This is a genomic window from Gayadomonas joobiniege G7, assembly GCF_000300815.1.
In the GTDB taxonomy this organism is placed as follows: Bacteria; Pseudomonadota; Gammaproteobacteria; order Enterobacterales; family Alteromonadaceae; genus Catenovulum; species Catenovulum joobiniege.
This window is the reverse complement of sequence record NZ_AMRX01000006.1, coordinates 522078-543268: the sequence shown is the minus strand read 5'-3', so window position 1 is coordinate 543268 and position 21191 is coordinate 522078. Positions and strand designations below refer to the sequence as shown.

At 41.3% G+C, this 21191-nt stretch carries 19 protein-coding genes; 3 read left to right on the top strand and 16 right to left on the bottom strand.

Features of this window, described 5'->3' with window-relative positions:
* Position 1 precedes the first annotated feature (1 nt).
* The 4 genes from yfbV to apbC form a co-directional block, all read right to left on the bottom strand.
* Positions 2–448 (bottom strand): terminus macrodomain insulation protein YfbV, encoded by a 447-nt coding sequence (yfbV, locus tag C727_RS0109715; RefSeq protein ID WP_017445443.1) that lies wholly within the window; start codon positions 446–448, stop codon positions 2–4.
* A gap of 83 nt (positions 449–531) precedes the next feature.
* Positions 532–3075, bottom strand: coding sequence for a VolA/Pla-1 family phospholipase (locus C727_RS18315; RefSeq protein WP_155949207.1), 2544 nt, complete (start codon positions 3073–3075; stop codon positions 532–534).
* Between the two features lie 75 nt (positions 3076–3150).
* Entirely contained in the window at positions 3151–3747 is a 597-nt protein-coding gene (gene dcd / locus C727_RS0109705; RefSeq protein WP_017445441.1) for a dCTP deaminase, read from the bottom strand.
* A gap of 13 nt (positions 3748–3760) precedes the next feature.
* Complete coding sequence (gene apbC / locus C727_RS0109700; protein WP_017445440.1) at positions 3761–4795, bottom strand: iron-sulfur cluster carrier protein ApbC; 1035 nt, start codon at positions 4793–4795, stop codon at positions 3761–3763.
* A 98-nt stretch (positions 4796–4893) separates the two neighbouring features.
* Between apbC and metG the strand changes: the two genes are divergently transcribed.
* The gene (gene metG, locus C727_RS0109695; RefSeq protein WP_017445439.1) at positions 4894–6954 is read left to right on the top strand and encodes a methionine--tRNA ligase; all 2061 of its coding nucleotides are present in this window, start codon (positions 4894–4896) and stop codon (positions 6952–6954) included.
* A 10-nt stretch (positions 6955–6964) separates the two neighbouring features.
* On the top strand, positions 6965–8146 hold the full coding sequence (locus C727_RS0109690) for a class I SAM-dependent rRNA methyltransferase (RefSeq protein ID WP_017445438.1): 1182 nt from the start codon (positions 6965–6967) through the stop codon (positions 8144–8146).
* Here the strand turns inward: C727_RS0109690 and C727_RS18310 are convergent.
* From C727_RS18310 to C727_RS0109655, 7 genes are all read right to left on the bottom strand, one after another.
* Positions 8094–9065 (bottom strand): glucosaminidase domain-containing protein, encoded by a 972-nt coding sequence (locus tag C727_RS18310; RefSeq protein WP_017445437.1) that lies wholly within the window; start codon positions 9063–9065, stop codon positions 8094–8096. The two genes, C727_RS0109690 and C727_RS18310, sit on opposite strands and share 53 nt — an antisense overlap.
* Before the next feature lie 6 nt (positions 9066–9071).
* Complete coding sequence (locus C727_RS0109680; protein ID WP_017445436.1) at positions 9072–9404, bottom strand: hypothetical protein; 333 nt, start codon at positions 9402–9404, stop codon at positions 9072–9074.
* A 98-nt stretch (positions 9405–9502) separates the two neighbouring features.
* Entirely contained in the window at positions 9503–9886 is a 384-nt protein-coding gene (locus C727_RS19045) for a hypothetical protein (protein WP_017445435.1), read from the bottom strand.
* Positions 9864–10619 (bottom strand): methyltransferase domain-containing protein, encoded by a 756-nt coding sequence (locus C727_RS0109670; RefSeq protein WP_017445434.1) that lies wholly within the window; start codon positions 10617–10619, stop codon positions 9864–9866. The genes C727_RS19045 and C727_RS0109670 overlap by 23 nt, the downstream gene beginning before the upstream one ends.
* Positions 10619–11668 (bottom strand): 23S rRNA (cytidine(2498)-2'-O)-methyltransferase RlmM, encoded by a 1050-nt coding sequence (rlmM, locus tag C727_RS0109665; protein WP_017445433.1) that lies wholly within the window; start codon positions 11666–11668, stop codon positions 10619–10621. The genes C727_RS0109670 and rlmM overlap by 1 nt, the downstream gene beginning before the upstream one ends.
* Complete coding sequence (locus C727_RS18300; RefSeq protein WP_017445432.1) at positions 11661–12074, bottom strand: DUF423 domain-containing protein; 414 nt, start codon at positions 12072–12074, stop codon at positions 11661–11663. Before C727_RS18300 ends, rlmM begins: the two co-directional genes overlap by 8 nt.
* Entirely contained in the window at positions 12049–12678 is a 630-nt protein-coding gene (locus C727_RS0109655) for an alpha/beta family hydrolase (RefSeq protein WP_017445431.1), read from the bottom strand. Before C727_RS0109655 ends, C727_RS18300 begins: the two co-directional genes overlap by 26 nt.
* Before the next feature lie 353 nt (positions 12679–13031).
* On the opposite strand from C727_RS0109655, the gene C727_RS0109645 reads away from it, so the two are divergent.
* Positions 13032–13289 (top strand): hypothetical protein, encoded by a 258-nt coding sequence (locus C727_RS0109645; RefSeq protein ID WP_017445429.1) that lies wholly within the window; start codon positions 13032–13034, stop codon positions 13287–13289.
* 28 nt (positions 13290–13317) lie between these two features.
* Here C727_RS0109645 and kdsA read toward each other — a convergent pair whose 3' ends face one another.
* Genes kdsA through C727_RS0109620 form a run of 5 tightly spaced genes read right to left on the bottom strand, consistent with a single transcriptional unit; the run spans position 13318 to position 20986 of the window.
* Complete coding sequence (gene kdsA / locus C727_RS0109640) at positions 13318–14172, bottom strand: 3-deoxy-8-phosphooctulonate synthase (protein ID WP_017445428.1); 855 nt, start codon at positions 14170–14172, stop codon at positions 13318–13320.
* Positions 14173–14186: 14 nt separating this feature from the next.
* Positions 14187–16496, bottom strand: a complete 2310-nt coding sequence (locus C727_RS0109635; protein ID WP_017445427.1) for an efflux RND transporter permease subunit — start codon at positions 16494–16496, stop codon at positions 14187–14189.
* The gene (locus C727_RS18295; protein ID WP_017445426.1) at positions 16480–17505 is read right to left on the bottom strand and encodes a YCF48-related protein; all 1026 of its coding nucleotides are present in this window, start codon (positions 17503–17505) and stop codon (positions 16480–16482) included. Before C727_RS18295 ends, C727_RS0109635 begins: the two co-directional genes overlap by 17 nt.
* The gene (locus C727_RS0109625) at positions 17492–18859 is read right to left on the bottom strand and encodes a DUF1329 domain-containing protein (protein WP_017445425.1); all 1368 of its coding nucleotides are present in this window, start codon (positions 18857–18859) and stop codon (positions 17492–17494) included. Before C727_RS0109625 ends, C727_RS18295 begins: the two co-directional genes overlap by 14 nt.
* Before the next feature lie 9 nt (positions 18860–18868).
* Complete coding sequence (locus C727_RS0109620; RefSeq protein ID WP_017445424.1) at positions 18869–20986, bottom strand: DUF1302 domain-containing protein; 2118 nt, start codon at positions 20984–20986, stop codon at positions 18869–18871.
* Positions 20987–21191 lie beyond the last annotated feature (205 nt).

The following is a 21191-nucleotide window of genomic DNA, read 5'->3' as shown; positions in this document are numbered from 1 at the left end:
GTTAGAGCCAGTCCCGAATCCAATTTTTATCCAGTTCAGAAAACGCTAGTTTTAATGCGACCGCCATATCTTTATATTTAGGTTTGTGCGATAAACTTTTCACCTCAACACCTTGTTCAACCAGTTTATCTTCAATTTGATAATACCAGTTGGCCAGTGATATTGGCAAAAATTGCTGAGCACGTTTACCCAACCAATAATAACCTTGTAATGGCATACTTAAAATCAACAAACAAAGTGCCAACGATTGAGGTGCGTAGGTTTCACCTAAATAATTGGTTTGCACAAAAAAAGTTACCACTGCAATAATGGGTAAAATTCGGGTGGCTAGCTGAGTCGCTTTAATCACCCGACATTCGGGAAAGACCGCAAATAACTGGCTTTTCATAGGCCAGACTTTACTGTACTTAAAGCCTTCTGAAAAAACTTTTAGCTGGTTTACAGACATTAATCGCTACCTCAACTTAGCTAGGGCTTGATACTATAATAATTGCTATATTATTTTTCTCAAGCCCTAAAGTTAAGAATAAGTTAATCACCGCCACCCGTTGTGACCGAAGTATCAGTTATTAACACACTTTCTCCATTGCTCTTTAACCAGTGTGCTACTAGGTTTTGCATAGTCACTGTCACTGCCTGAGACGTTTCTGGTGACAACAAAGAACCATGCGCACCCGCGTTAAATCGAACCAATACATTGGTATCTGCCGCGCCCGAGGCCACCATATGTTCAGCGCCTAACAAACGGGCAAATCGTTCAGTGCCAGCCAACTCTGCACTATTAACCAGCGGCGGAATCACCTGGTCCCAAGTTGCTGAGGTGCCATCACCCCAAATCTCGGTTAATAAAACAGGTGTCTGACTTGCAGTTAACCAACTTGCATACAGGTTAGGATCACCAGCGTCTATCACTGTTTGAGCGGCAAATACAAATTCAGCCAGCAAACCTTCAAGATGAATTTGTTGAGCGACCGTTAGTTCAGTTGCAAATTGAGCGAACACCCCCTGATGATCAGCGGCGCTCATGGCGGCTGGATTTTTGCCAGCACTAATGGCGGCAAAAAAGTATCGTTCAGCCAGTGTCAATCTTTGCTGTACTTCGTTATCCAATTGCTGCTCGCGGATATAGTCTGCCCGTGCATTCTGATACGCTGTTTGATCATTATACAAGGTCACTATATTTTGCTGCTTGTTTGTCAAATAATCCGTAAAACCTTCAATCGCTGCTAATACGATATTACCTTTAATAAAAGGACCGAATGCATTTGATTCAAGCAAAATGCCTGCAATGCCACCCGAAGTATTGGCTAAAACGGCCGAATTTAATTTAAACAAATTATCCAATTGTGCATTGTTACCCGTGTTCGCAATCGCGGTGACCACACTGCCAACAATGCCACCTAAACTATGCCCAACAAAAGAAACCGACTGCCCATCAATTTGATGACCATTAAACGTAAAATCCTGGGTCGCCAATGCCAAACGCAACTGTAAAAAATCAGCCACGGATTGACGCAAATTGTCTCGGGTCGCTTGTAAATTGGCTAAATTCATATATGCAGATGCATCAGCTTGATCGGTAACCACATCAGGCTGACCATCATCATCAATATCAAACCCACGTTCACCATGCAGTGGTAAATTCATCGCAACAGTGGCAAAACCCGCGCGACTTAGTGCGGCCGTTAGCGCCAGCATATCTTCTTTTTTACTTGCAATACCGTGCGCCAAAATGACTACAGGCCAGCCATTTTCGGGCATCTGTACCGTATTACCGGGTTCCATCAATGCAATCATTTGCGGGTTAGGAACAGTTACCTGAACCTCTAAATTTTGCACACCGCGCACTTGAGGGAGTGGATTATAAGCAGTAATGTGGCGCTCGCTATCCAAACCCAAATCACGTAGACCAAAATTTAAACAAAAACCATCGTTTTCAGATTGTGCAGTCTCCGGTAGCGTACCACCAGCGGCTAGATAACCTTGCAGCAAAGCACCACTGTCACATCGGGCTCGCCACCACGCATTGTCGCCTGTGGCAGCTGTGGGATCAGTTTCGCTCGCAATGCCACTATAATATGGCAGATTTATGGTACTGTGATACAACTCCGTATTGCAAAAACCGACAAAACCTAATTCGCTCGCACTAGCGGTATTTGTAGCAACTTTTTGCAATAACTCAGGGCAAGACGCCAAAGCTGGATTGAGCGCAGTTTTTACATTTACCCCGCTATAAACAGGTTCGGTTAAACCAGGTTGCTGCGCAGCAGATTGCGCCATCAATTGTTTTAGCCTAACTAAACTTGGCTGGCTTTGCACCGTGAAACTTGCACTGTAAATAGTATTTTCACTATCATAACCAAAAGCTTGTATCGCATCTTCTGACGCGTTGACTAATGCCTGCAACGAAAGTTGCTCATCACTGGCTAAAGGCGCTTTTGTTATATCTTGCTGCACTAACTGATAGCTAGAAGATGATTTTACCGCTCGCCCTTCCCTGTCTTCAATGGCCGCCGTTAACTGAACTAAATAGCTGCTACCGGGATTAAGTGGCTTTACAGGTGCAATCAGTAGTTGGTCATTCGCACTAGGGTAAAGAATATAATCATTCTGACTGCCCATTTGCAGTTCATGCTCAATTTTACAAACATGGGCAATATCTACCCCAAAACATTCATCACTGCTGTCACGACTGCCCATTTTTACAGCAAATAAACGGACCGAACCCGCTGCTTGTAAACTACTTGCATCAATACCCGCAACGTCGTCAGGCACATCAAAATCAATGACAAATGCTTGTTGTCCAGACCAGCCATCAAGCGCCGATAAAGCAACCGCAGGATCGCTAAAATCCTCACTATCCGCAACAGGAATATTTAAGGTGCCATCTTGGGTGCCACTAAATAACAAATTATTGGGCAAGGCCACAACAGAATTGGTTGGATCAAAAGCAACCCGAGTGGCAGGTATCAGTGGCGTGCTGTCTTGCTGAGCGTCTGATAAAGTTTCTGAATCGCAAGCCGCTAACAGAGTCAAACCAGCTATCGCTAGAATCCCTGAATACTTTTTAACCATATGTAACCTCAATAAAAACACATTGTTATAAAAAAATAATCCATCACCCACTGTTTTACCAGTTAATGCGATAATTTATCCGCCTGATTTATCATCTTCACTAATTCTGCTTGCCACAGCGCCACTTTGATCCCGGTATTTTGCATCAATTCTGGTATTATAGGGTTTATCTGCTGGGCCGCTCATGGTTTCAAAATTAAGTGCGCCTATTTTCATCATAGGACGCAGCGCCAATGGCAACTTACCACTGTTAAAAAACTCTAATACAATTTGCCCAGACCAACCCGGATCGATTCGGTGGGCGGTAACATGTACCATTAAACCTAAACGAGCTAACGATGAACGTCCATCTAACCACCCCACGATGTCTGCCGGTAAAGTGACAGATTCGTGGGTCATTGAAAGTGCCAATTCACCTGGATGTAAAAAAAATGCCTCGCCGTCAGCAATTTCAATTTCGTCTGACATCACAGAATTAAGTGCACGATTCACTTGCTCTTTAGGGCCACTTAAATCGATATAAGGTGCGGCATGATCTTGAAAAACCCGAAATTTATTACCTAATCGAATATCTACACTCACCCCGCTGATCATATCTGCTTGCGGCATGGGGTTAATTTTTATTTTGCCAGTGTCTAACGCAGCAAAAATATCTCTGTCACATAAGCGCATGAAAAACCTTGTTCTAATCTATTTGTTGGATTGAAATCTTTTTTTCACTCGGCTGTTGCCGAGCTTGATGGTAAAGGTGCAATGCCACCTTTAATGCCAGCTGCCTAAAAGCTGGGTAAAAATCAGCGCTATTAAACCCCGAAGCGTCACCATTATCCATAGTTTTACGAATATTTATATCTAATGGCAATTGCGCTAATAAAGGTACCTTATGTTTTTTAGCCAGATTTTGCCCACCGTCAGCGCCAAAAATCGCCGCATGATGGCCACACTGTTGGCAGATATACTGACTCATGTTTTCGACCACCCCAGCGCTGGTTAATTTAAGCTGATTAAACATTGCCAAGGCTTTTTCGGCATCGGCCGTGGCAATATTCTGTGGGGTCGTTACGACCACAGCGGTCGACAACGGCAACGACTGCATTAAAGTTAACTGAATATCACCTGTGCCTGGCGGTAAATCAACAATTAAATAGTCGATTTCTCCCCATGCTGTTTCGTTAAAAAGCTGGGTGAGGGCTTTACTGGCCATAGGTCCGCGCCAGATGGCAGCTTTTTCGGGCTCAACCAAAAAACCTATCGAATTGCTTTTAATACCGTCGGCCGAAACTAATGGCTGCATATATTTGTCATCAACGGCTGTTGGCTGTTGCCCTTGCAATGCAAGCATTAACGGGATCGATGGACCATAAATATCCGCATCCAGAATGGCAACTTTAGCCCCCAGCCGGTTTAACGAGCGAGCCAGATTTACCGACACTGTCGACTTACCCACCCCACCTTTACCAGACGCAATCGCAATAATGTGGCTAATCTGAGCGCGCGGGTTCTGGTAACCGCGGTTAAGTGATGCCAGCGCATACTGATAACTGATATGAACATCAGCGGCAAATTTATCTTTTAAAGCCGTTTCAAGTTCATCAAATTTAAACGGCAGCTTAACTTGATCACCGTCAACTTCAATGGCCTTAGCCAATTCAGGTAGACCAAGATCCGCACAGAACGCTTTAATAAATTCAGCTTTTTTAGATTTAAACAGGTTAAACATGTTTTTTAAGTCTTATTTGTCATTAATCGGATGCAATCAGACGGCATTTTAAGTAGTATTCCCGTCAATTTCTTTTTGCAACGGTAAGTTTAGAAAATATGTCAGAAACCAGAAAAATCCTTGTTACTTGTGCGCTTCCTTATGCCAATGGATCTTTGCATTTAGGTCATTTACTTGAGCATATTCAAACCGATATATGGGTTCGTTTTCAAAAATCACGTGGTCATCAGACCTACTTTGTCTGTGCATCCGATGCTCACGGCACACCTGTGATGTTAAAGGCAGATGAGTTAGGAATCAAACCTGAAGATATGGTTGAACAAGTGCGCGCTGAGCACAAACAGGATACCGCTGGATTTTTGATCGATTTTGATAACTTTTATTCCACCCACTCAGATGAAAACCGTGAGTTAGCAGAAGATATTTATAACAAACTAAACGCGGGTGGTTTTATTGCCAGACGCACGATAGAACAATTATATGATCCAGAAAAAAAGATGTTTTTACCGGATCGTTATGTAAAAGGTGAATGCCCTCAATGTGGCGCCGCCGATCAATACGGTGATAACTGTGATGCTTGCGGTTCTACCTATGCCCCGACTGAATTAAAAAATCCTAAATCAAAAGTATCAGACGCAACCCCCATTTTAAAAGAAAGCGAACATTACTTTTTTGAACTGGACAAGTTCCAGACCATGTTAACCGACTGGCTAGATTCGGGCAGCATGCAGCCTCAAGTGGCCAATAAACTAAAAGAATGGTTTGGTGACGGCCTGCGTGGTTGGGATATCAGCCGTGATGCGCCCTACTTTGGTTTTAATATTCCAGGCACCACAGACAAATATTTTTATGTTTGGTTAGACGCGCCAATTGGATATATGAGCAGCTTTAAAAACCTAGCCAATTCAGCGTCATTGGATTTTGACGAATTTTGGCAGGCAGACGCCAAAACCGAGCTCCACCACTTTATTGGTAAAGACATCATTAACTTTCACGGTTTATTTTGGCCAGCCATGTTAGATGGCGCAGGTTACCGTAAACCAACCGGTATCTATGCACACGGCTTTTTAACAGTTGATGGCCAAAAAATGAGTAAGTCAAAAGGTACTTTTATTAAAGCATCGACTTATTTAAAACATTTAGACGCCGAATATTTGCGTTATTATTTTGCCGCTAAACTGACCGCACGGGTCGATGATTTAGATTTAAACATGGCCGACTTTAGTCAAAGAGTCAACTCAGACTTGGTGGGTAAATATGTTAACATCGCCAGCCGCTGCGCCGGTTTTATAAGCAAATTGTTTGATGGCAAACTCAGTGAACAAGTGCTAGATCCCGCGCTGGCGAACGAATTTATGCAAGCGGGTGAACACATTGCAAACCTGTATGAAACACGTGAATATGGCAAAGCCATTCGCGAAATCATGACATTAGCGGATAAAGCAAACCAATTTATTGCTGATGAAGCCCCGTGGCAACAAGTTAAAGATGAAAACACGCTTGCACGGGCCCATCAAGTTTGTTCACTTGGCATAAATTTATTCCGCATTTTAACCATCTATCTAAAACCTGTGTTACCTGCGTTAGCGGCTAAAGTCAGCGACTTTTTAAATGATGATTTAGCTTGGCAAGGACATCAAACCCTGCTCGTTAACCACAGCATCGACAAATTTAAACCTTTATTGCAGCGTTTAGACAGCAAAAAAATTGATGCCATGATCCAAGACTCAAAAGAAGATATTCAGCAAAAACAATCTGCCGCTAAAACCGACAAAAGCAATAAAAGCGCAAGTAAAAAAGCGCCTGAGCAAAAAAGCGATAGCGAACAATTACAAACCATAGAGTTTGAAGATTTTGCCAAATTAGACCTGCGAATTGCAAAAATAATCAGTGCAGAAAATGTTGAAGGTGCAGATAAACTGCTGCGCATCCAAGTTGATTTAGGCGAACAGCAAAAACAAATTTTTGCTGGTATTAAATCTGCTTATCAAGCAGAAGATTTAGTTGGCAAACTAACGTTAGTCATCAACAACCTAAAACCTCGCAAAATGCGTTTTGGCTTATCAGAAGGCATGATCTTAGCGGCTGGCCCTGGTGGTAAAGACATATTTTTATTAAGCCCAGACAGCGGTGCTCAACCTGGTATGCAGGTTAAATAAGGAAGCGGCCTTGAAACATAAAATTATTTTACAAGCAGGGCGCGAAAAAGCCCTGCGACGAAAACATCCTTGGATTTTTTCCCGAGCGATCAAAAAGGTTGAAGGTCAGCCACAAGCCGGTGATGACATCGCTATCTATTCAGCGGGCGGCGAATGGTTGGCCACCGCCGCCTATTCGCCAGCTTCACAAATTCGCGCGAGAGTTTGGACGTTTTCACCGGAGCAAAAAATCGACCAGAGCTTTTTTGAACAGCGTATACACACAGCTCTCAGCATGCGAAAACAACTGGCATTACCTTCAGATAGCTATCGTTTAATCGCTGGCGAAAACGATGGTCTGCCCGGCTTAACTATAGATAATTATGCGGGGACTTTAGTTGCCCAATTTTTATCGGCAGGTGTCGAGCGCTACCAAAAAGAGATTGTTGCGGCGCTGCAAGTCGTTTTTCCCACTGCAAAAATTTACGAACGTTCAGACGTGGATGTACGTAAAAAAGAGGGTCTAAAACCCCGCCAGGGTTGGCTGACTGAAGCCGGTGATAGCCAAATTTGGATCACTGAAAATAAACAGCAAATTTTAGTGGATATAGAACACGGCCACAAAACCGGTTTTTATTTGGATCAGCGCGAAAATCGATTAATTGCAGCTGAATATTGCCGCGATAAAACAGTTTTAAACTGTTTTAGTTATACCGGAACCTTTGGGTTACATGCATTGCAAGCAGGCTGCCAGAAGTTAATTAACTTAGACGTATCTCAGCGTGCTCTAGACACAGCAGCACACATTTATCAGCACAATAAAATTGCCGCTGAACGCTATCAAAATTTAAATGCGGATGTATTTAAACAGCTGCGGGCTTATCGGGAACAAGGTGTTCAGTTTGATACTATCATTCTAGATCCACCCAAGTTTGCCGAAAATAAAAACCAACTGAATAAAGCCTGTAGAGGTTACAAAGACATTAATATGTTAGCGCTGCAAATTTTAAAACCCGGCGGCACTTTATTAACGTTTTCTTGCTCGGGTTTAATGGAAAGCGCTTTATTCCAAAAAATTGTTGCAGACGCTGCGCTCGATGCAAATGTCATTGCACAAATCATCACCCCATTATCACAAGCAAAAGATCATCCTGTCCTGCTTAGTTACCCAGAAGGCTTTTATTTAAAAGGTTTGGTCGTTCATAAATATTAAGCACACCTTGTTCGGCTGGCGCTGCGGATGTATTGCGTGCCAGCTCATCAACAAGTTCATCTATTAGTTGTTGATTGTTACGGATCATCAAAATAATCTCTTCAACATAATCCACACCACGTTCAGAATAATTTAATAAACCAGCAGCTAATACTTCGGCACGCGGCGGCACACCAATACGCCTAAATTCGTCACGTAAATTACGCAATAATTGATAATTCTGGTTGGTATTCACAGTTAAATAATAATCCTGAAGCGAAGCTAACGGCGAAGCGTATTGGCTTACTTCATGACTTAAATGTTCGGGTCTTTGTTGCGGCACCATACCGCAGCCTTTTTTAAAACACCATTTACCAAAATAATTATGGCCTTGTCTGGCAAAACGAGAACGCCCCCAGCCCGACTCTTTAGCTGCTTGAATCAATACAAGCTCAATCGGCACCTCATCCAAACGAGATAATAATTGCTCAAAGTGTGCTGAATCACCCGTTAACAACGACTGAGGTAATCGGTAGCGCTGCGTTAAGTAGGCTAAATGACGAATATTTTTTAAGCTCAATCTTTTTTTCTGTGCAAGTGCTTCGCGTAATAATAAAACAAATTCCCGATTTTGTTTTATCCAGTCATTATGCAATTGAGCTAAACTTATAAAATATTTAAAAAAAGCGGCTTTGCGCACTTTAACAGACTTAATTTTACTGAAGTTTGGTGCAGGATGAGCGGTTAGCTGATGAGCTCTAAGCGGTGTTTTTATATGAACAAATTTAACCTTTAGCGGTTTTACTGGCGGAATAAAGCTTGACTCAGACCCAACATCAGACGTTGCCACCTTTGGCTGTTGATAAGGCACAAAAAAAGGGTATATCAGCGCAGCAAAAAACAAAACAGCGCTAATCCAATAAATGAGTTTGTTTAGCATGATAAATTAGCGTGCAGTTGCCTGTTTTACCTGCTCATATTGAACTTCTGACTCTGCTTTAACGTGATAACTGAATACACGTCGATATAAAATCCGACCACAACAATTACAACTATACACACGTTTATTGTCATTGCGCCGAGTCAACCCCCATTCTTTAATCGACTCACTGCCACAATCCCTGCAACTTATCTGATCAGCCGTCACTACATTTTTGTTCTTTTGACAGTACGAATAAAAATTGTCAATATTGCGATAAATTAATAAGCGGTTTAAATCTGGATTTTTTCCTGCAGCCCTTTTTAAACTGAGCCTTTTTATTAACCATTTAATCTTCATGATTTGCTCTCTGTCTTATTATTGTGTAGCAGTCTAGCATCATATGCATACGAAAGTGGCTTAAAAACTGTGATTGAGCTAACAACTCAGACCACAGCTCATAAGGGGTTAATACAAAGTGCTTCTATATAAGTGCGCTCAACATAATGAAAGGTCCTTATATAAAGCTGATAGCCTTGTATTAGATGCCATAATGACGCCATTTTTTCATCTGGACACACAGCCTCAACCAAATACGTTTTGTGCTGAGATTCATTCATGTCGAGTGCTTCAGGGATCTGTATATAAACAATCACAGCCCCTTGCCCAGCGCGAGCGCCCCGATAGCGCCAAAAACCCTGCACAAAATCAGGTGCCCAAATTCGATCAACTTCAGATAACACTTTATGCGGTGGTAAGTTATCCACTTGCTCTTGGCAGCCAAGCAGACTGCTTAATAAAATAACGAATAAAATAAAGTTATTTTTTTTGCGCAATAACATGAATATATTTACCTAAAGAGATAAAAGGCTCAGTGTGCGAATAAGCAAGTTCTTTTTTTAATATTTGCTCGAACTGGCTTTGCCATAAACTTCTATCATAAATATAGTCGTGAATGCTTCGAATGCCACGCTTATGTAACAATTTAAAATTTGTCTCTAACCATAAATACACTTGTTCAGGTTTAAGCGCATTTTGCGGATTTAAACTCACCTGCTTTTTAACCTGCATACCCGCATCTATATAGTCAAAATTTCCATACAACAAATTGCCAAATAGCTTTGCGGTATGATTAAAAAACATCAAAGATAAATATCCACCGGGTTTTAGCTGATTTTTTAACAAAGTTAACACAGCCTGCGGATCGTCCACCCATTCAAATACCGCATGGCAGATCACCCAATCATATAAGTGCTCATTGTGCTGGCAAAACGTCTGAATAGAGTTATTTAACCAATTAACGTTCAGCCCTTGCTGCTGAGCTTGCTCAGCCCCCAGTGCCAACAACGAAGGGGAAAGATCAACCGCAGTCACCTGATGCCCCTGTTTAGCTAACCAAAGTGCCATTTCACCGCTGCCACAGCCGGCATCTAAAATCGATAAGGGCGCTGAATGATCAGTCAGCTTAAATTCTGTCAAATCGGCTTTTAATAATTCTAAGCGTAAGCGCCCTTTTGACGTCCTGTAGATATTTTTATTAAACTTATCCGCGATTGGCTCAAAACTACGATCCACTAAAACACCCTTAAATGGCAAGTGACTTCTTCGCGGTCATGATATAAATGTTTAGCTTTTAACTCATAGCGTAAGCCACTTTCATACAGACGCACTTCAATCGCTTCAAGCACCTCGTTTAAATGAGTATAACGCTGCTTCATCGGCAGTTTTAAATTAAAAATAGCTTCACGACAATAACCGTCAATTGCCCAGTCAGCCATTAAATTGGCTACTTTAAAAGGTTTTTCAACCATATCACAAACCAGCCAATAAACATTTTTTTTAAATGGTCGGTATTTAAAACCATCTTCGCGAAAATGTTTTACTTGGCCAGAGTCCATCAAAGCCTGATTCATAGGCCCATTATCAATTGCAGTAACCATCATACCACGCTGCACTAATTGCCAAGTCCAGCCGCCAGGCGCTGCGCCCAGATCAACAGCATTCAAACCCGAAGTCAGCCGCTCGGCCCATTCATCTTTTGGAATAAAATAATGAAATGCTTCTTCTAATTTAAGGGTCGAACGACTCGGTGCTGATGATGGAAATCTAAGACGTTTAATGCCCAAATGCCATTCACTACGGTTTTGGTTTGGGTTCCAACCTAACAAAAGATTATTTGAGTTTAAAAAGAATAAATGCAGACTTTGTTTAGCATTTTGAGTTAAAACGGCTTTTGATTTTAATGTTTGATTAAGCGGACGAGAGAATTTTTTTAAAAAACCCGACACATGTTTACCCTCGTTTGTATCGGCATAATCTAAACTCAGCTGGGCATATTGATTACCTTGCAGGGCAACAAGTATAGGGTTAATTCTATCCCCTTCGTCTAAGTCAAATAAACGCGCTGTAATACTAAACCACTGGCGGGTAAAAATAAGCGAATCTAATGAGATATGATTAAAAACCGCTGCACTCGAATCCGCATCGCAAATAAACTCAACTAAACCGGAATTTTTTTCAGCTTTACAATACCCAAACAACTGATGTTCAGCTGCGCGTGCCTGGATTTCGCCCGCACATTCACTTTCAAAACCCGCACGGCAGTATAAAAGATACTCAGCCATTCATTCCTCTCATTACTTTTATAATATGTTGCGCACTGGTGAGCAAAATAAGCAACCAGGCAAAAATCAAAAATAAACCACCTAAAGGCGTTACCCAGCCCAAATAAGCAATATCAAATGCCATTAAATACAAACTACCGCTAAAAAACACTATGCCTAAGTTAACCAAAATAAAACTCGACCAAGCAATTTTTGCCACTCTCTGAAAAACAAAAGGCAGCGCCAACAACAAAAAACAATGAACAAATTGATAATAACTGGCCGTGTCTATCCAATCTAATTGATCGACTCCTAATTGATTTTTTAACGCGTGAGCAGAAAATGCCCCACATACAATCGCTGTAACCGCATATAAACTGGCAACAAAAATACAAACGGGCTTAAAGAGTTTGTTTGATAAAGTCATAAATTATATCAGCTGTTTGTGCAAAAGCCTGATCATAACTGATAGATGCAGATTTTAAAGGTTTTAAACTATGATCGGCTTTTTCAATCCAACTCAATTTAATATTTTCCGGTAAATTCTGCTGTTCCACCCAGTCTCGGTTGCCAAAGGTATCTCGTTCGCCTTGAACAATAAGGCCAGGTAACAGACTCTCTTGCAATAAAACCAGGCGATGTTTGTCTTGTTTGCCGGGTGGATAAAAAGGATAACCAAGCGCAACAAGGCCCCGTATTTTATCACAATCTGCCAGTTCTGCGGTGGCAAATGCAACCCGAGCTCCCATCGACTTGCCTAACAAATAAATCGCATCGGCAGATTCTACCGTTTTTATTTGTCTTAAATAAGTCGAGATAAGTTTTGGCATGCGCTCGGGTGGGCGCTTTTTCCCTGTTTTGTAAATTTCTTTCATATATTCAAAATCAAAAGGGATCACATTTATATTTAGACTGTTTTCGAGTTGTTGTTTTTCTGTAATTTTATTACAAATACATTTTATAAATTCAGATTGGCTGCCAGCACCTGCCCCGTGCGCTAACAGCAAAGTTACATTTTGCTTTCTTTTCATTTAATACCCACTCAACAAACTTACAGGAAGAATAAAAATACCATTTAAAACCAGTTATTTAACTGTATTTTAGTATTAATTCAAAAATAAATATACAGTTTAATTAACCACTTGTTTACGGTTAAAATTAAGCCAAAAGCAACGGATGAAATAACCAACCTTAAAAATAAAAAAGCTTTAGAACAAAAAGAAATATGGATATTTACTTTCATTCTTGTAATTTAATTACAGAATAGTATACTTATCACCGTCAGAGAAAAAGTTTATTACCACTTAACTCTGGCAAATGTTAATAGAAATGGTAATTAAATTACAAAATAGTTTAACCTGTTAACTCAGGTAAGGAGTCAATAATGTTCGCATTAAAATCTGTTGTTGCGATTGCCGTATTTGCAACATTTTCGGCCACAGCTTCACCTTCTGATGACACTTTAAAATCGTCTGTAGAAGCTGAACTGAAAAATTCTGTTCAATCAGAAATCAATCAAATAGTCACTGAACTTGAAGTAAGCGCTAAACAATTAGCGGTAAACTTTAAAAATGATGTGAAAAAAGGTCCTGCGCAAAATGCAGAACAACCAGTAAACTTACAAACGGCGGTTGCCGAATAAAAGATCCAGTTATCCTGCACATCACAAATTAACGTGGGATATCTATTGGGGCGAAACTTTTGACTAAATCGTCAACAGCTTTCACCTGAGTCAAAAAAGACTCTAACTGCGACAGTGGAAACGCAGACGGGCCATCACATTTTGCTAAGTCAGGTTCTGGATGTGCTTCTAAAAATAATCCCGCAATGCGCGTTGCCATACCGGCAAATGCAAGCTCTGCGGTCTGATGTCTGCGGCCACCGGAAGCGGCTCCCATTGGATCTCTGCATTGAAGTGAATGCGTAACATCAAAAATAACTGGGCTGCCATTGGTCACTTCTTTCATTACGCCAAATCCTAGCATATCAACCACTAGATTGTCGTAACCGTGACAGCTCCCTCTTTCACATAAGATCACTTTTTCATTGCCACTTTCGGCAAATTTTTCAACAACATTACCAACTTGTCCAGGTGACATAAATTGAGGTTTTTTAACGTTAATCACAGCCCCGGTTTTAGCCATAGCTTTAACCAGATCTGTTTGTCTGGCTAAAAACGCTGGTAACTGAATAACATCAACCACATCCGCTACCGGTTGAGCTTGTTCTGGTTCATGAACATCTGTAATAAGTGGCACATCGAAGGTTTGTTTAATCTCCGAAAATATTTTTAAACCCTCGTCTAAACCGGGTCCACGATAAGAGTTAATTGATGAACGGTTGGCTTTGTCAAATGAAGCTTTAAATACAAAAGGTATATTGAGTTTGTCGGTCACTTGTTTGTAATGCTCTGCAATACGCATTGCCAAATCACGTGATTCTAAAACATTCATACCACCAAATAAGACAAAAGGTTTGTCGTTGTTCACTTCTAATGATTGAACAAATACTGATTTTTGATTCATAGTTTTCCTGAAAATTATCGTTTCCACCAAAATAATCGGCATAACGCGGGTAAAAATAAAACAGCGCCTAACATGTTAACTAAAAACATAAAGGTTAATAATACGCCCATATCAACTTGAAATTTTAAGCTTGAAAATAACCAGGTGCTAACACCAACGGCTAACGTAAAGCCGGTAAACACCACAGCCGAACCACGTTCGATTAATGCATCAAAATATGCCTGCTGCAGTGGCTCGCCCTGTTTTAGCTTTTCGACCAGGCTAGATAAAATGTAAATACCATAGTCTACCCCAATGCCAACCCCTAATGCGATCACAGGCAAGGTATACACAGTTAAGCCTATTTGTAGTTGTGTCATTAACGCTTGCGCAAGCACAGATACAAGATACAAAGGAAGGATCACAGCGAGTGTTGCTTTTAAATTTCTAAACGTGGCTAAACAAAGCACAAAAACCGCCCCAAAAACATAAATCATCATAGGATTTTGAGCCTCTGATACCGCTTCGTTGGTGGCGCCCATCACACCAGCCGGCCCTAACGCCAATTTAAATTTAAGATTGTCTGACTCAAAATCGGTCGACATGCGTTTAACCGCAGAGATCACTCGATCAATGGTTTGTGCTTTGTGATCGTTTAAAAATAAAATTATCGTCATGCGACTGCAGTCTGAAGTTAACAAACCACTACTTGTAGGCACGCGCGAAACTGACTGAGCAAGTGTTGCGGTATTTTCCGGCAGCACACGCCATTTAGGGTTACCTTCGTTATAACCAGCGGTAATGGTTTTAGCAACTTTAGCCAAACTCACCGTCGATTGCACTCCGTTAACCTGCGATAATTGATACTCAAAGTTATCTATGCTTTTCATAATAGAATAATCAGTACAAGCATCTACTTTAGATTCGGCGACTACAGTAAGAATATCAACACCGATAGAAAACTTATCAGTAATTAAAAAAGTATCCTGGTTATACACTGAGCTTTCGTGCAGCGCTGGCGCGCCTGCATGCAAATCCCCTATCTGCATATCTCTGGCTTGCCAGCTGCCTAAAATAAATAACAGCACCATAATCACACTGGCCGCAGCCGCGACATCAGGTCTAACCAAAAACGACAGTTTTTGCCACAATTGAGTCACGACAGTATGGCTGTTAACCACTTTAACTTGGTGATTGTTTAAATAAGAAATCAATACCGGCAATAAAATTAAATTAGTTAAAATGATCACTGCCACACCAATAGAAGCTGCAATAGCCAACTCTTGGATAATGCCAATATCTATGCTTAAAATGGTGATAAAGCCAATACAATCAGATAATAACGCAATAAACCCTGGCACAACTAAACGTCTAAAACTCTGTTTGGCCGCATTTTTAACACTGCCATCTATCACCACCCGTTTAGCTGTACTATTGATCATCTGTACGCCATGGCTAACCCCAATGGCAAAAATTAAAAAGGGTAACAATACCGACATAGGATCTATGCCATATCCCAGCCAGGACAAAATACCTATTTTCCAGACCATGGCCACAATCGAGCAGATCACAGGCAATAAAGTTAATAATATTGAGCGGCAAAATAAATAAACCAACAAGCTGGTAATTAAAATGGATAAACCAAAAAAGTAAATCACATCTTTAGCACCGGCAGCAACATCCCCCACCATCTTGGCAAAACCAATAATATGAATGCTGTGCTCAGCAGTCGCGAGCGACTGGCGTAAATCAGATTCTAAATGTTGGGCAAATTTAATGGTATCTACCGGTTGTTGCGTTTCTGGATTAATGTCTAATAAAACCCCTTGTACCATTGCACAAGCACCATCATTAGAAACTAATCGCCCGATCTGGCCTGATTTTTCAACATTACGACTGACTTTTTGTAAACTTTTTTCAGAATAATCAAAATCAGCCGATATGACAGGTCCACCGGTAAACCCCTCTTCAACGATTTCGGTGTAACGTACCGCGGGAGAAAACAACGAAAGCACACTGGATCTATCAACACCAGGAATAAAAAAGAGTTGGTCGTGTACCTGTTTAAGTTTATTAAAAAACTCGCCCTTGTATATGTTGCCGGATTTATCACAAACGGCAATTAGTATAGAGTTTGCGCCACCAAAATCATCCTGATATTGCAGGTACGTTTGCATGTAAGGGTGTTGCAGTGGAATATTTTTATTAAAAGATGCATCGAGTTGAATTTGGCTCGCTTTATATGCAAAAAACAGGGTTAACACAAAAAAGCTTAAAATAATGAGCAGCCTGTTTTTAAAAATCAGCTTTTGTAAAACATGAATTAGTCTATTGAGCACATCCAACCTCACTCATTCCGTTTTCACCGGCAATTCTCACACAAGCTTTAGATGATTCAGCTGAAGCTTGCGTTGCGTCATTAGGCATTTTTGCAATAGACACTTGAGTTTGACTGCTTGTTTGGTAAAAAGGGCTGAAAACCTTATTTGTAGTATTTAACTGCCAGAGCGTTTGACTATTGCCAGCAATGAGCAGTGTATTGGCATCAAGTGCTAAAAGTTTATTAATGTTGATCGGTTCTGGTAAATTTAACGCTTGGTAGGTGACTGTTTCATCGGCTTTAATTTTGGCGGATGGCAAACGATATATATGCCCACGCATGCCTGCAACATATAAATCATCACCAACAAAAGTTAAATCGTAAAAAGAGCCTTGATAATCAAGTTCAATGCGCTGCCAGCTGTCCCCCGAATTATCTGAATAAGCAACTAACCCCAGTTCACCAACGATATAAAGACGCTGATCTTTTACTTTAATCTGGTTTAAGTGCGGCAGCATAAACTTAAGTTCGGCAAGATAATCCTGTTCAGACTCGGCGCGGATCTCAGCTAAATAATCTTTATCTGCTTGTGGTAACAAACCAGGATGATAACTTTTATGCCAATGGTTTCCGCCATCTTTAGTACGGTAAAACGCGCCATAAGCCCCAATCGCAAAACCTATTTCATTGTTGATAAACTCAACATCCAACAAAGGTATTGACGATTCTTCACCTGCAAAAACCTGATGCCATTGTTCCCCCTGATCTGTGCTCATTAAAATACGGGAGGCATGTCCAACTGCCCAAACTTCACCATTGGGCTTTTGAGTGATGGCGGTCAGCATAAGATCACTTGGGGTATGAATAGATTTAAACGGTGGTTTATCTCCTTTTAATACAACCCCCCGATCAGCCACCGCCAACCATTCATTCGACTGACTGTAAATAAGATCCAACGCAAGCAAATTTTTTGCTTGCGCTGCCCCTAGTACACTCGTCAATAAAATAAATAATAACGACTTAACGGAAACCATAACGCCTTAATGCCTGTGGCGTAAAATCATTTTCGTCTAAGTCAGCGCTAAAATTATACATTTTTTCGTTATTGTCTAACCCCAGTGCCAAATACCGACGTGAATTTAAGTCGTGGTATACATCAAGTGTCGTCCAAGTAAGAGGCACTTCGTAATAATTGATTGCGTATGCCATGTTAACCCGATATAACTCATCTCGGCTATCATACGCATCGGCTACAGCAATTTGCCAACTATCTTCGTCAATATAAAACACACGGGTTTTATAAATATGACGCATGCCGTCTTTTAAATTCGCTTCAACCACCCAGACTCTGTGTTTTTCGTAACGAGTCAGTTCAGGGTTAATATGGCCCGCTTGTAAGATGTCGTCATAAGGAATGCCTTTAGCGTGCAACTTATAACTATTGTACGGGATATACAGCTCTTTTTTACCCTTTAACGTCCAGTTATAACGTGCGGGCGAGCCATTAAACATGTCAAAGTCGTCAGTGGTACGCAAACTGTCCGAGGCTGTGCCTGGGGCATCAAATGCAACATTAGGCGCTTTTCGCACTCGCCGCTGCCCTGTATTATATATCCAGGCTTGGCGAGCTTGTTTTTCTTGGTTTAAAGTTTCATGCACCAGTAAAGCTGTGCCTTTTAAGCGCGCGGGAGAGGTTACCTGCTGACGTAACATAGACACGACATTTGACTCAAGCAATTTTTCCGGCGTAACATCCCGGGCACCATATTGAAATATGGCCGCTTCATCAAAACCAATATAAGTAAAATCCCCATCCGCCGTTGGTGCTGCCTGGCCTCCCCAACGCTCTACAGCTGGACCTCGGTAATGCGTAATATGATTCCACAATACCTCTAAACCGTTTTGCGGTATTGGAAAAGGCACCCCAATGGCAGCATTTTGAATGCCAACACCACCGTCAGATAACTCGGCTCTGGTCGCATTTAATTTAGTAGCATCATAAACATACTGAGGCAAGGATGCTGTTCTATGGGTTTTGTAAACCGGCATTTTAAACGTGTCTGGGTACGCTTTAAATAGCGCCTGTTGGCCCGGACTTAAATGTTCGGCATATTGCTGATAATTTGCGGCCGTAATAACAAACAAAGGTTTTTCACCGGCAAACGGATCAATATGATGGTCACCAACCTGATACCCTGCTGGCGGTTGGGTAATGCCGCCCGTCCATGCGGGAATGCTGCCATCTTTGTTGCCGGCTTTTTCGGCACCAACCGGTGTTAAATTTTGGCCCAGCTGAGCGGCTTCATCTGGAAACACCTTAGCAGACACACTATAACTAGAGATTGCCAGCGCAAGCGCCGTAGTGACAACAGAATGAGTAAATTTCATACAAATACCTTATATCGAATACTTAACACTGACAGAAACATAATCACGATCGGCAAACTGATTAACTTGCCCTTCACCGCCCCAGAAACTGTTATAACTTAAGTCTAATTGGATGCGGTTTTGATATTCAAAGTTCAGAGAAAGCGCGGCTGATTTTCGATCTTCAAAAAATAAATAGAGTGGATCAGGCGAAATACCATTTACATCGTGCGAAAAAACCAGCTTAGGTGAAACATTAATGCCAGAAAACAAATTATTATAAGTTAACTTAGCAACCGAACGATATCCCCACGAAGTTGCTGTTGCAAATGGCGTCATTTCAACTCCGTTAGATAAACCGAGCTGTAACCCTTGTACATTATCACCTTGAATTTGACCGGGTCGTGCCGTACCAGGCGAATTTAATCTAAGCTCATCATGCTCTGGCATATCTTGAACATGCAAGATCCCAGCTTCTACCACCAATGCCAATGAATCGGCTGCTAACATAGGGCCAAACAAATGAGTAACAGTCGCTTGCGTTTGAAAGCTATCACGTAAAATATACCCCCTTGCTGTGTCTCCAGGCGCAACGGACGCAAACTGAGAAATACCCGCTAAATCGGGTCGAATACCGGCATTTGCAAGCTGCTCAGGCACGCCCATTAATAACAGCTCTACATCATCAACCTGAAAAGGTTCATCTTTACGGTACGAAAACTCAGCCCCGATGGCGGTGCCACTCACACTGGTATTTACACTGACACCAAACAACTGAATATCCTCTGGATACTCTAAACGCGCTTGCGTAAAAGCACTTAAATCAGCCAGTTGATGGCGGTTTAAGCGGGTGCTTTGTAAAGTTTTAACGTCCTGATAAACAGAACCTACGGTAAAATCTGACGTTCGTCCGGAAATGAGTGGTCGGCGGCTGTGGTAATTAATGTAATAAAAACCAAATTCACTGTCGTTTAACTCAGGCGCATACCAAGTTAATTTAGCGCCCCACTGACCACTATCCGACGGATACTGATTGCCATTATGGTCATCTGCCATTAAGGCAACCTTAGTTGCAAAACCATAATAAGGTGCGGTAATTTGATAAAAATCACTGGCTAACGCTTGTTGAGCGGCTGGATCATCGGTTGCAGCCATCTGTGCCATTAAACCATCAATGGTGCTGGAATTTTGCTGAAGATAACCACTTACCCAACCATTTAACTGAGATAATAAATAATCAGTATTAATGTCCGGATTTTGAGTAAAACCGATCTGAACATTATTATAATAACCACCATCGCCGGCAAAATCGTTCACCGAAAAATAACTACCTGAAGCCGGCAAAACCGTTTTTTCCCAGTTATATTGATAAAACGCATCAAACGAAAGATTGTCCGTTAAACCCACCGACGCCCAAACCATACCAACCGGAATAAATGCTTCTTTTAATTCTGCGCCGGGTGCTTTTAATCGGGCAACATCAACCGGGTTAATACTATTAATCCCATGACTGATTAAAGTGCTCTCACCCCAACTCACCACCTGCTGACCGATACGAACCGAAACAGGTTTATCACCCAGATCAAAATAACCATACACAAACGCATCTAATAAACGAAAATCCTGACAAATTTGTTTACGGGCTTCTTCGTCGCGGCAAATATCATACTGTTCGCCGGTTAACGGATTAGACCATGCGGTGTCATTTGCAGCATCATCATAAAAATACATAAAGCGGCTGAAAAAACCCCAATCATCTGCTGCAATGCTTAATTCGTGAGTCCCTGAAATAACCCGTGAAAAAGCTTCACCCGGATCATAATTTAAATTGCCCAGATCACCATTTGCCGAATAAGAACCTGGCTGTGACCAAATATCATCAGCCGTGTATATAGGATTTGTTATGGCATTATATGAATTATCTTGTGTTTGCCACTGGATATTCGACTGATTATTTTTACCGATTAAACCCCAGTCTCTGTTTTCAACGCGGTAACTCGTCCCTAACGTAAAAGTAGAATCAAAGTTAACTTCCAAACCTGCAATTTCGAACTGAGCAGCATAACTGTTCGACTGGCTTACAAATAAAGAGAATAATACAGCTTGCTGGATGGGTTTGAGCTTGAACTTGGCAAATGGTTTTTTCATAGATAAATACCGCACTCTAATCTGATATTAGTTAATAATAACATATCTTTATGGTCCTACCAGTAACCTTAACCGGATATCAATCCAATTAAGTGATTGTTAGTATTTATAGTGCCCAACTAAACAGAGTGCAAATCCATTGGTAAAAAATATTTAAATATCTCCGATTATAAACCAATGTTTTTTAACAAAGAATATACACAAA

What these genes read in the sequence shown, in the direction of transcription:
- apbC (WP_017445440.1), bottom strand. Translation starts at nt 4,795, where the DNA reads ATGTTTAACCTGTTTAAATCTAAAAAAGCTGAATTTATTAAAGCGTTC.
- C727_RS18300 (WP_017445432.1), bottom strand. Translation starts at nt 12,074, where the DNA reads ATGACTTTATCAAACAAACTCTTTAAGCCCGTTTGTATTTTTGTTGCC.
- dcd (WP_017445441.1), bottom strand. Translation starts at nt 3,747, where the DNA reads ATGCGCTTATGTGACAGAGATATTTTTGCTGCGTTAGACACTGGCAAA.
- C727_RS0109645 (WP_017445429.1), top strand. Translation starts at nt 13,032, where the DNA reads ATGTTCGCATTAAAATCTGTTGTTGCGATTGCCGTATTTGCAACATTT.
- C727_RS18310 (WP_017445437.1), bottom strand. Translation starts at nt 9,065, where the DNA reads ATGCTAAACAAACTCATTTATTGGATTAGCGCTGTTTTGTTTTTTGCT.
- C727_RS0109655 (WP_017445431.1), bottom strand. Translation starts at nt 12,678, where the DNA reads ATGAAAAGAAAGCAAAATGTAACTTTGCTGTTAGCGCACGGGGCAGGT.
- C727_RS18315 (WP_155949207.1), bottom strand. Translation starts at nt 3,075, where the DNA reads ATGGTTAAAAAGTATTCAGGGATTCTAGCGATAGCTGGTTTGACTCTG.
- kdsA (WP_017445428.1), bottom strand. Translation starts at nt 14,172, where the DNA reads ATGAATCAAAAATCAGTATTTGTTCAATCATTAGAAGTGAACAACGAC.
- rlmM (WP_017445433.1), bottom strand. Translation starts at nt 11,668, where the DNA reads ATGGCTGAGTATCTTTTATACTGCCGTGCGGGTTTTGAAAGTGAATGT.
- C727_RS19045 (WP_017445435.1), bottom strand. Translation starts at nt 9,886, where the DNA reads ATGTTATTGCGCAAAAAAAATAACTTTATTTTATTCGTTATTTTATTA.
- C727_RS18295 (WP_017445426.1), bottom strand. Translation starts at nt 17,505, where the DNA reads ATGGTTTCCGTTAAGTCGTTATTATTTATTTTATTGACGAGTGTACTA.
- C727_RS0109680 (WP_017445436.1), bottom strand. Translation starts at nt 9,404, where the DNA reads ATGAAGATTAAATGGTTAATAAAAAGGCTCAGTTTAAAAAGGGCTGCA.
- yfbV (WP_017445443.1), bottom strand. Translation starts at nt 448, where the DNA reads ATGTCTGTAAACCAGCTAAAAGTTTTTTCAGAAGGCTTTAAGTACAGT.
- C727_RS0109625 (WP_017445425.1), bottom strand. Translation starts at nt 18,859, where the DNA reads ATGAAATTTACTCATTCTGTTGTCACTACGGCGCTTGCGCTGGCAATC.
- C727_RS0109620 (WP_017445424.1), bottom strand. Translation starts at nt 20,986, where the DNA reads ATGAAAAAACCATTTGCCAAGTTCAAGCTCAAACCCATCCAGCAAGCT.
- metG (WP_017445439.1), top strand. Translation starts at nt 4,894, where the DNA reads ATGTCAGAAACCAGAAAAATCCTTGTTACTTGTGCGCTTCCTTATGCC.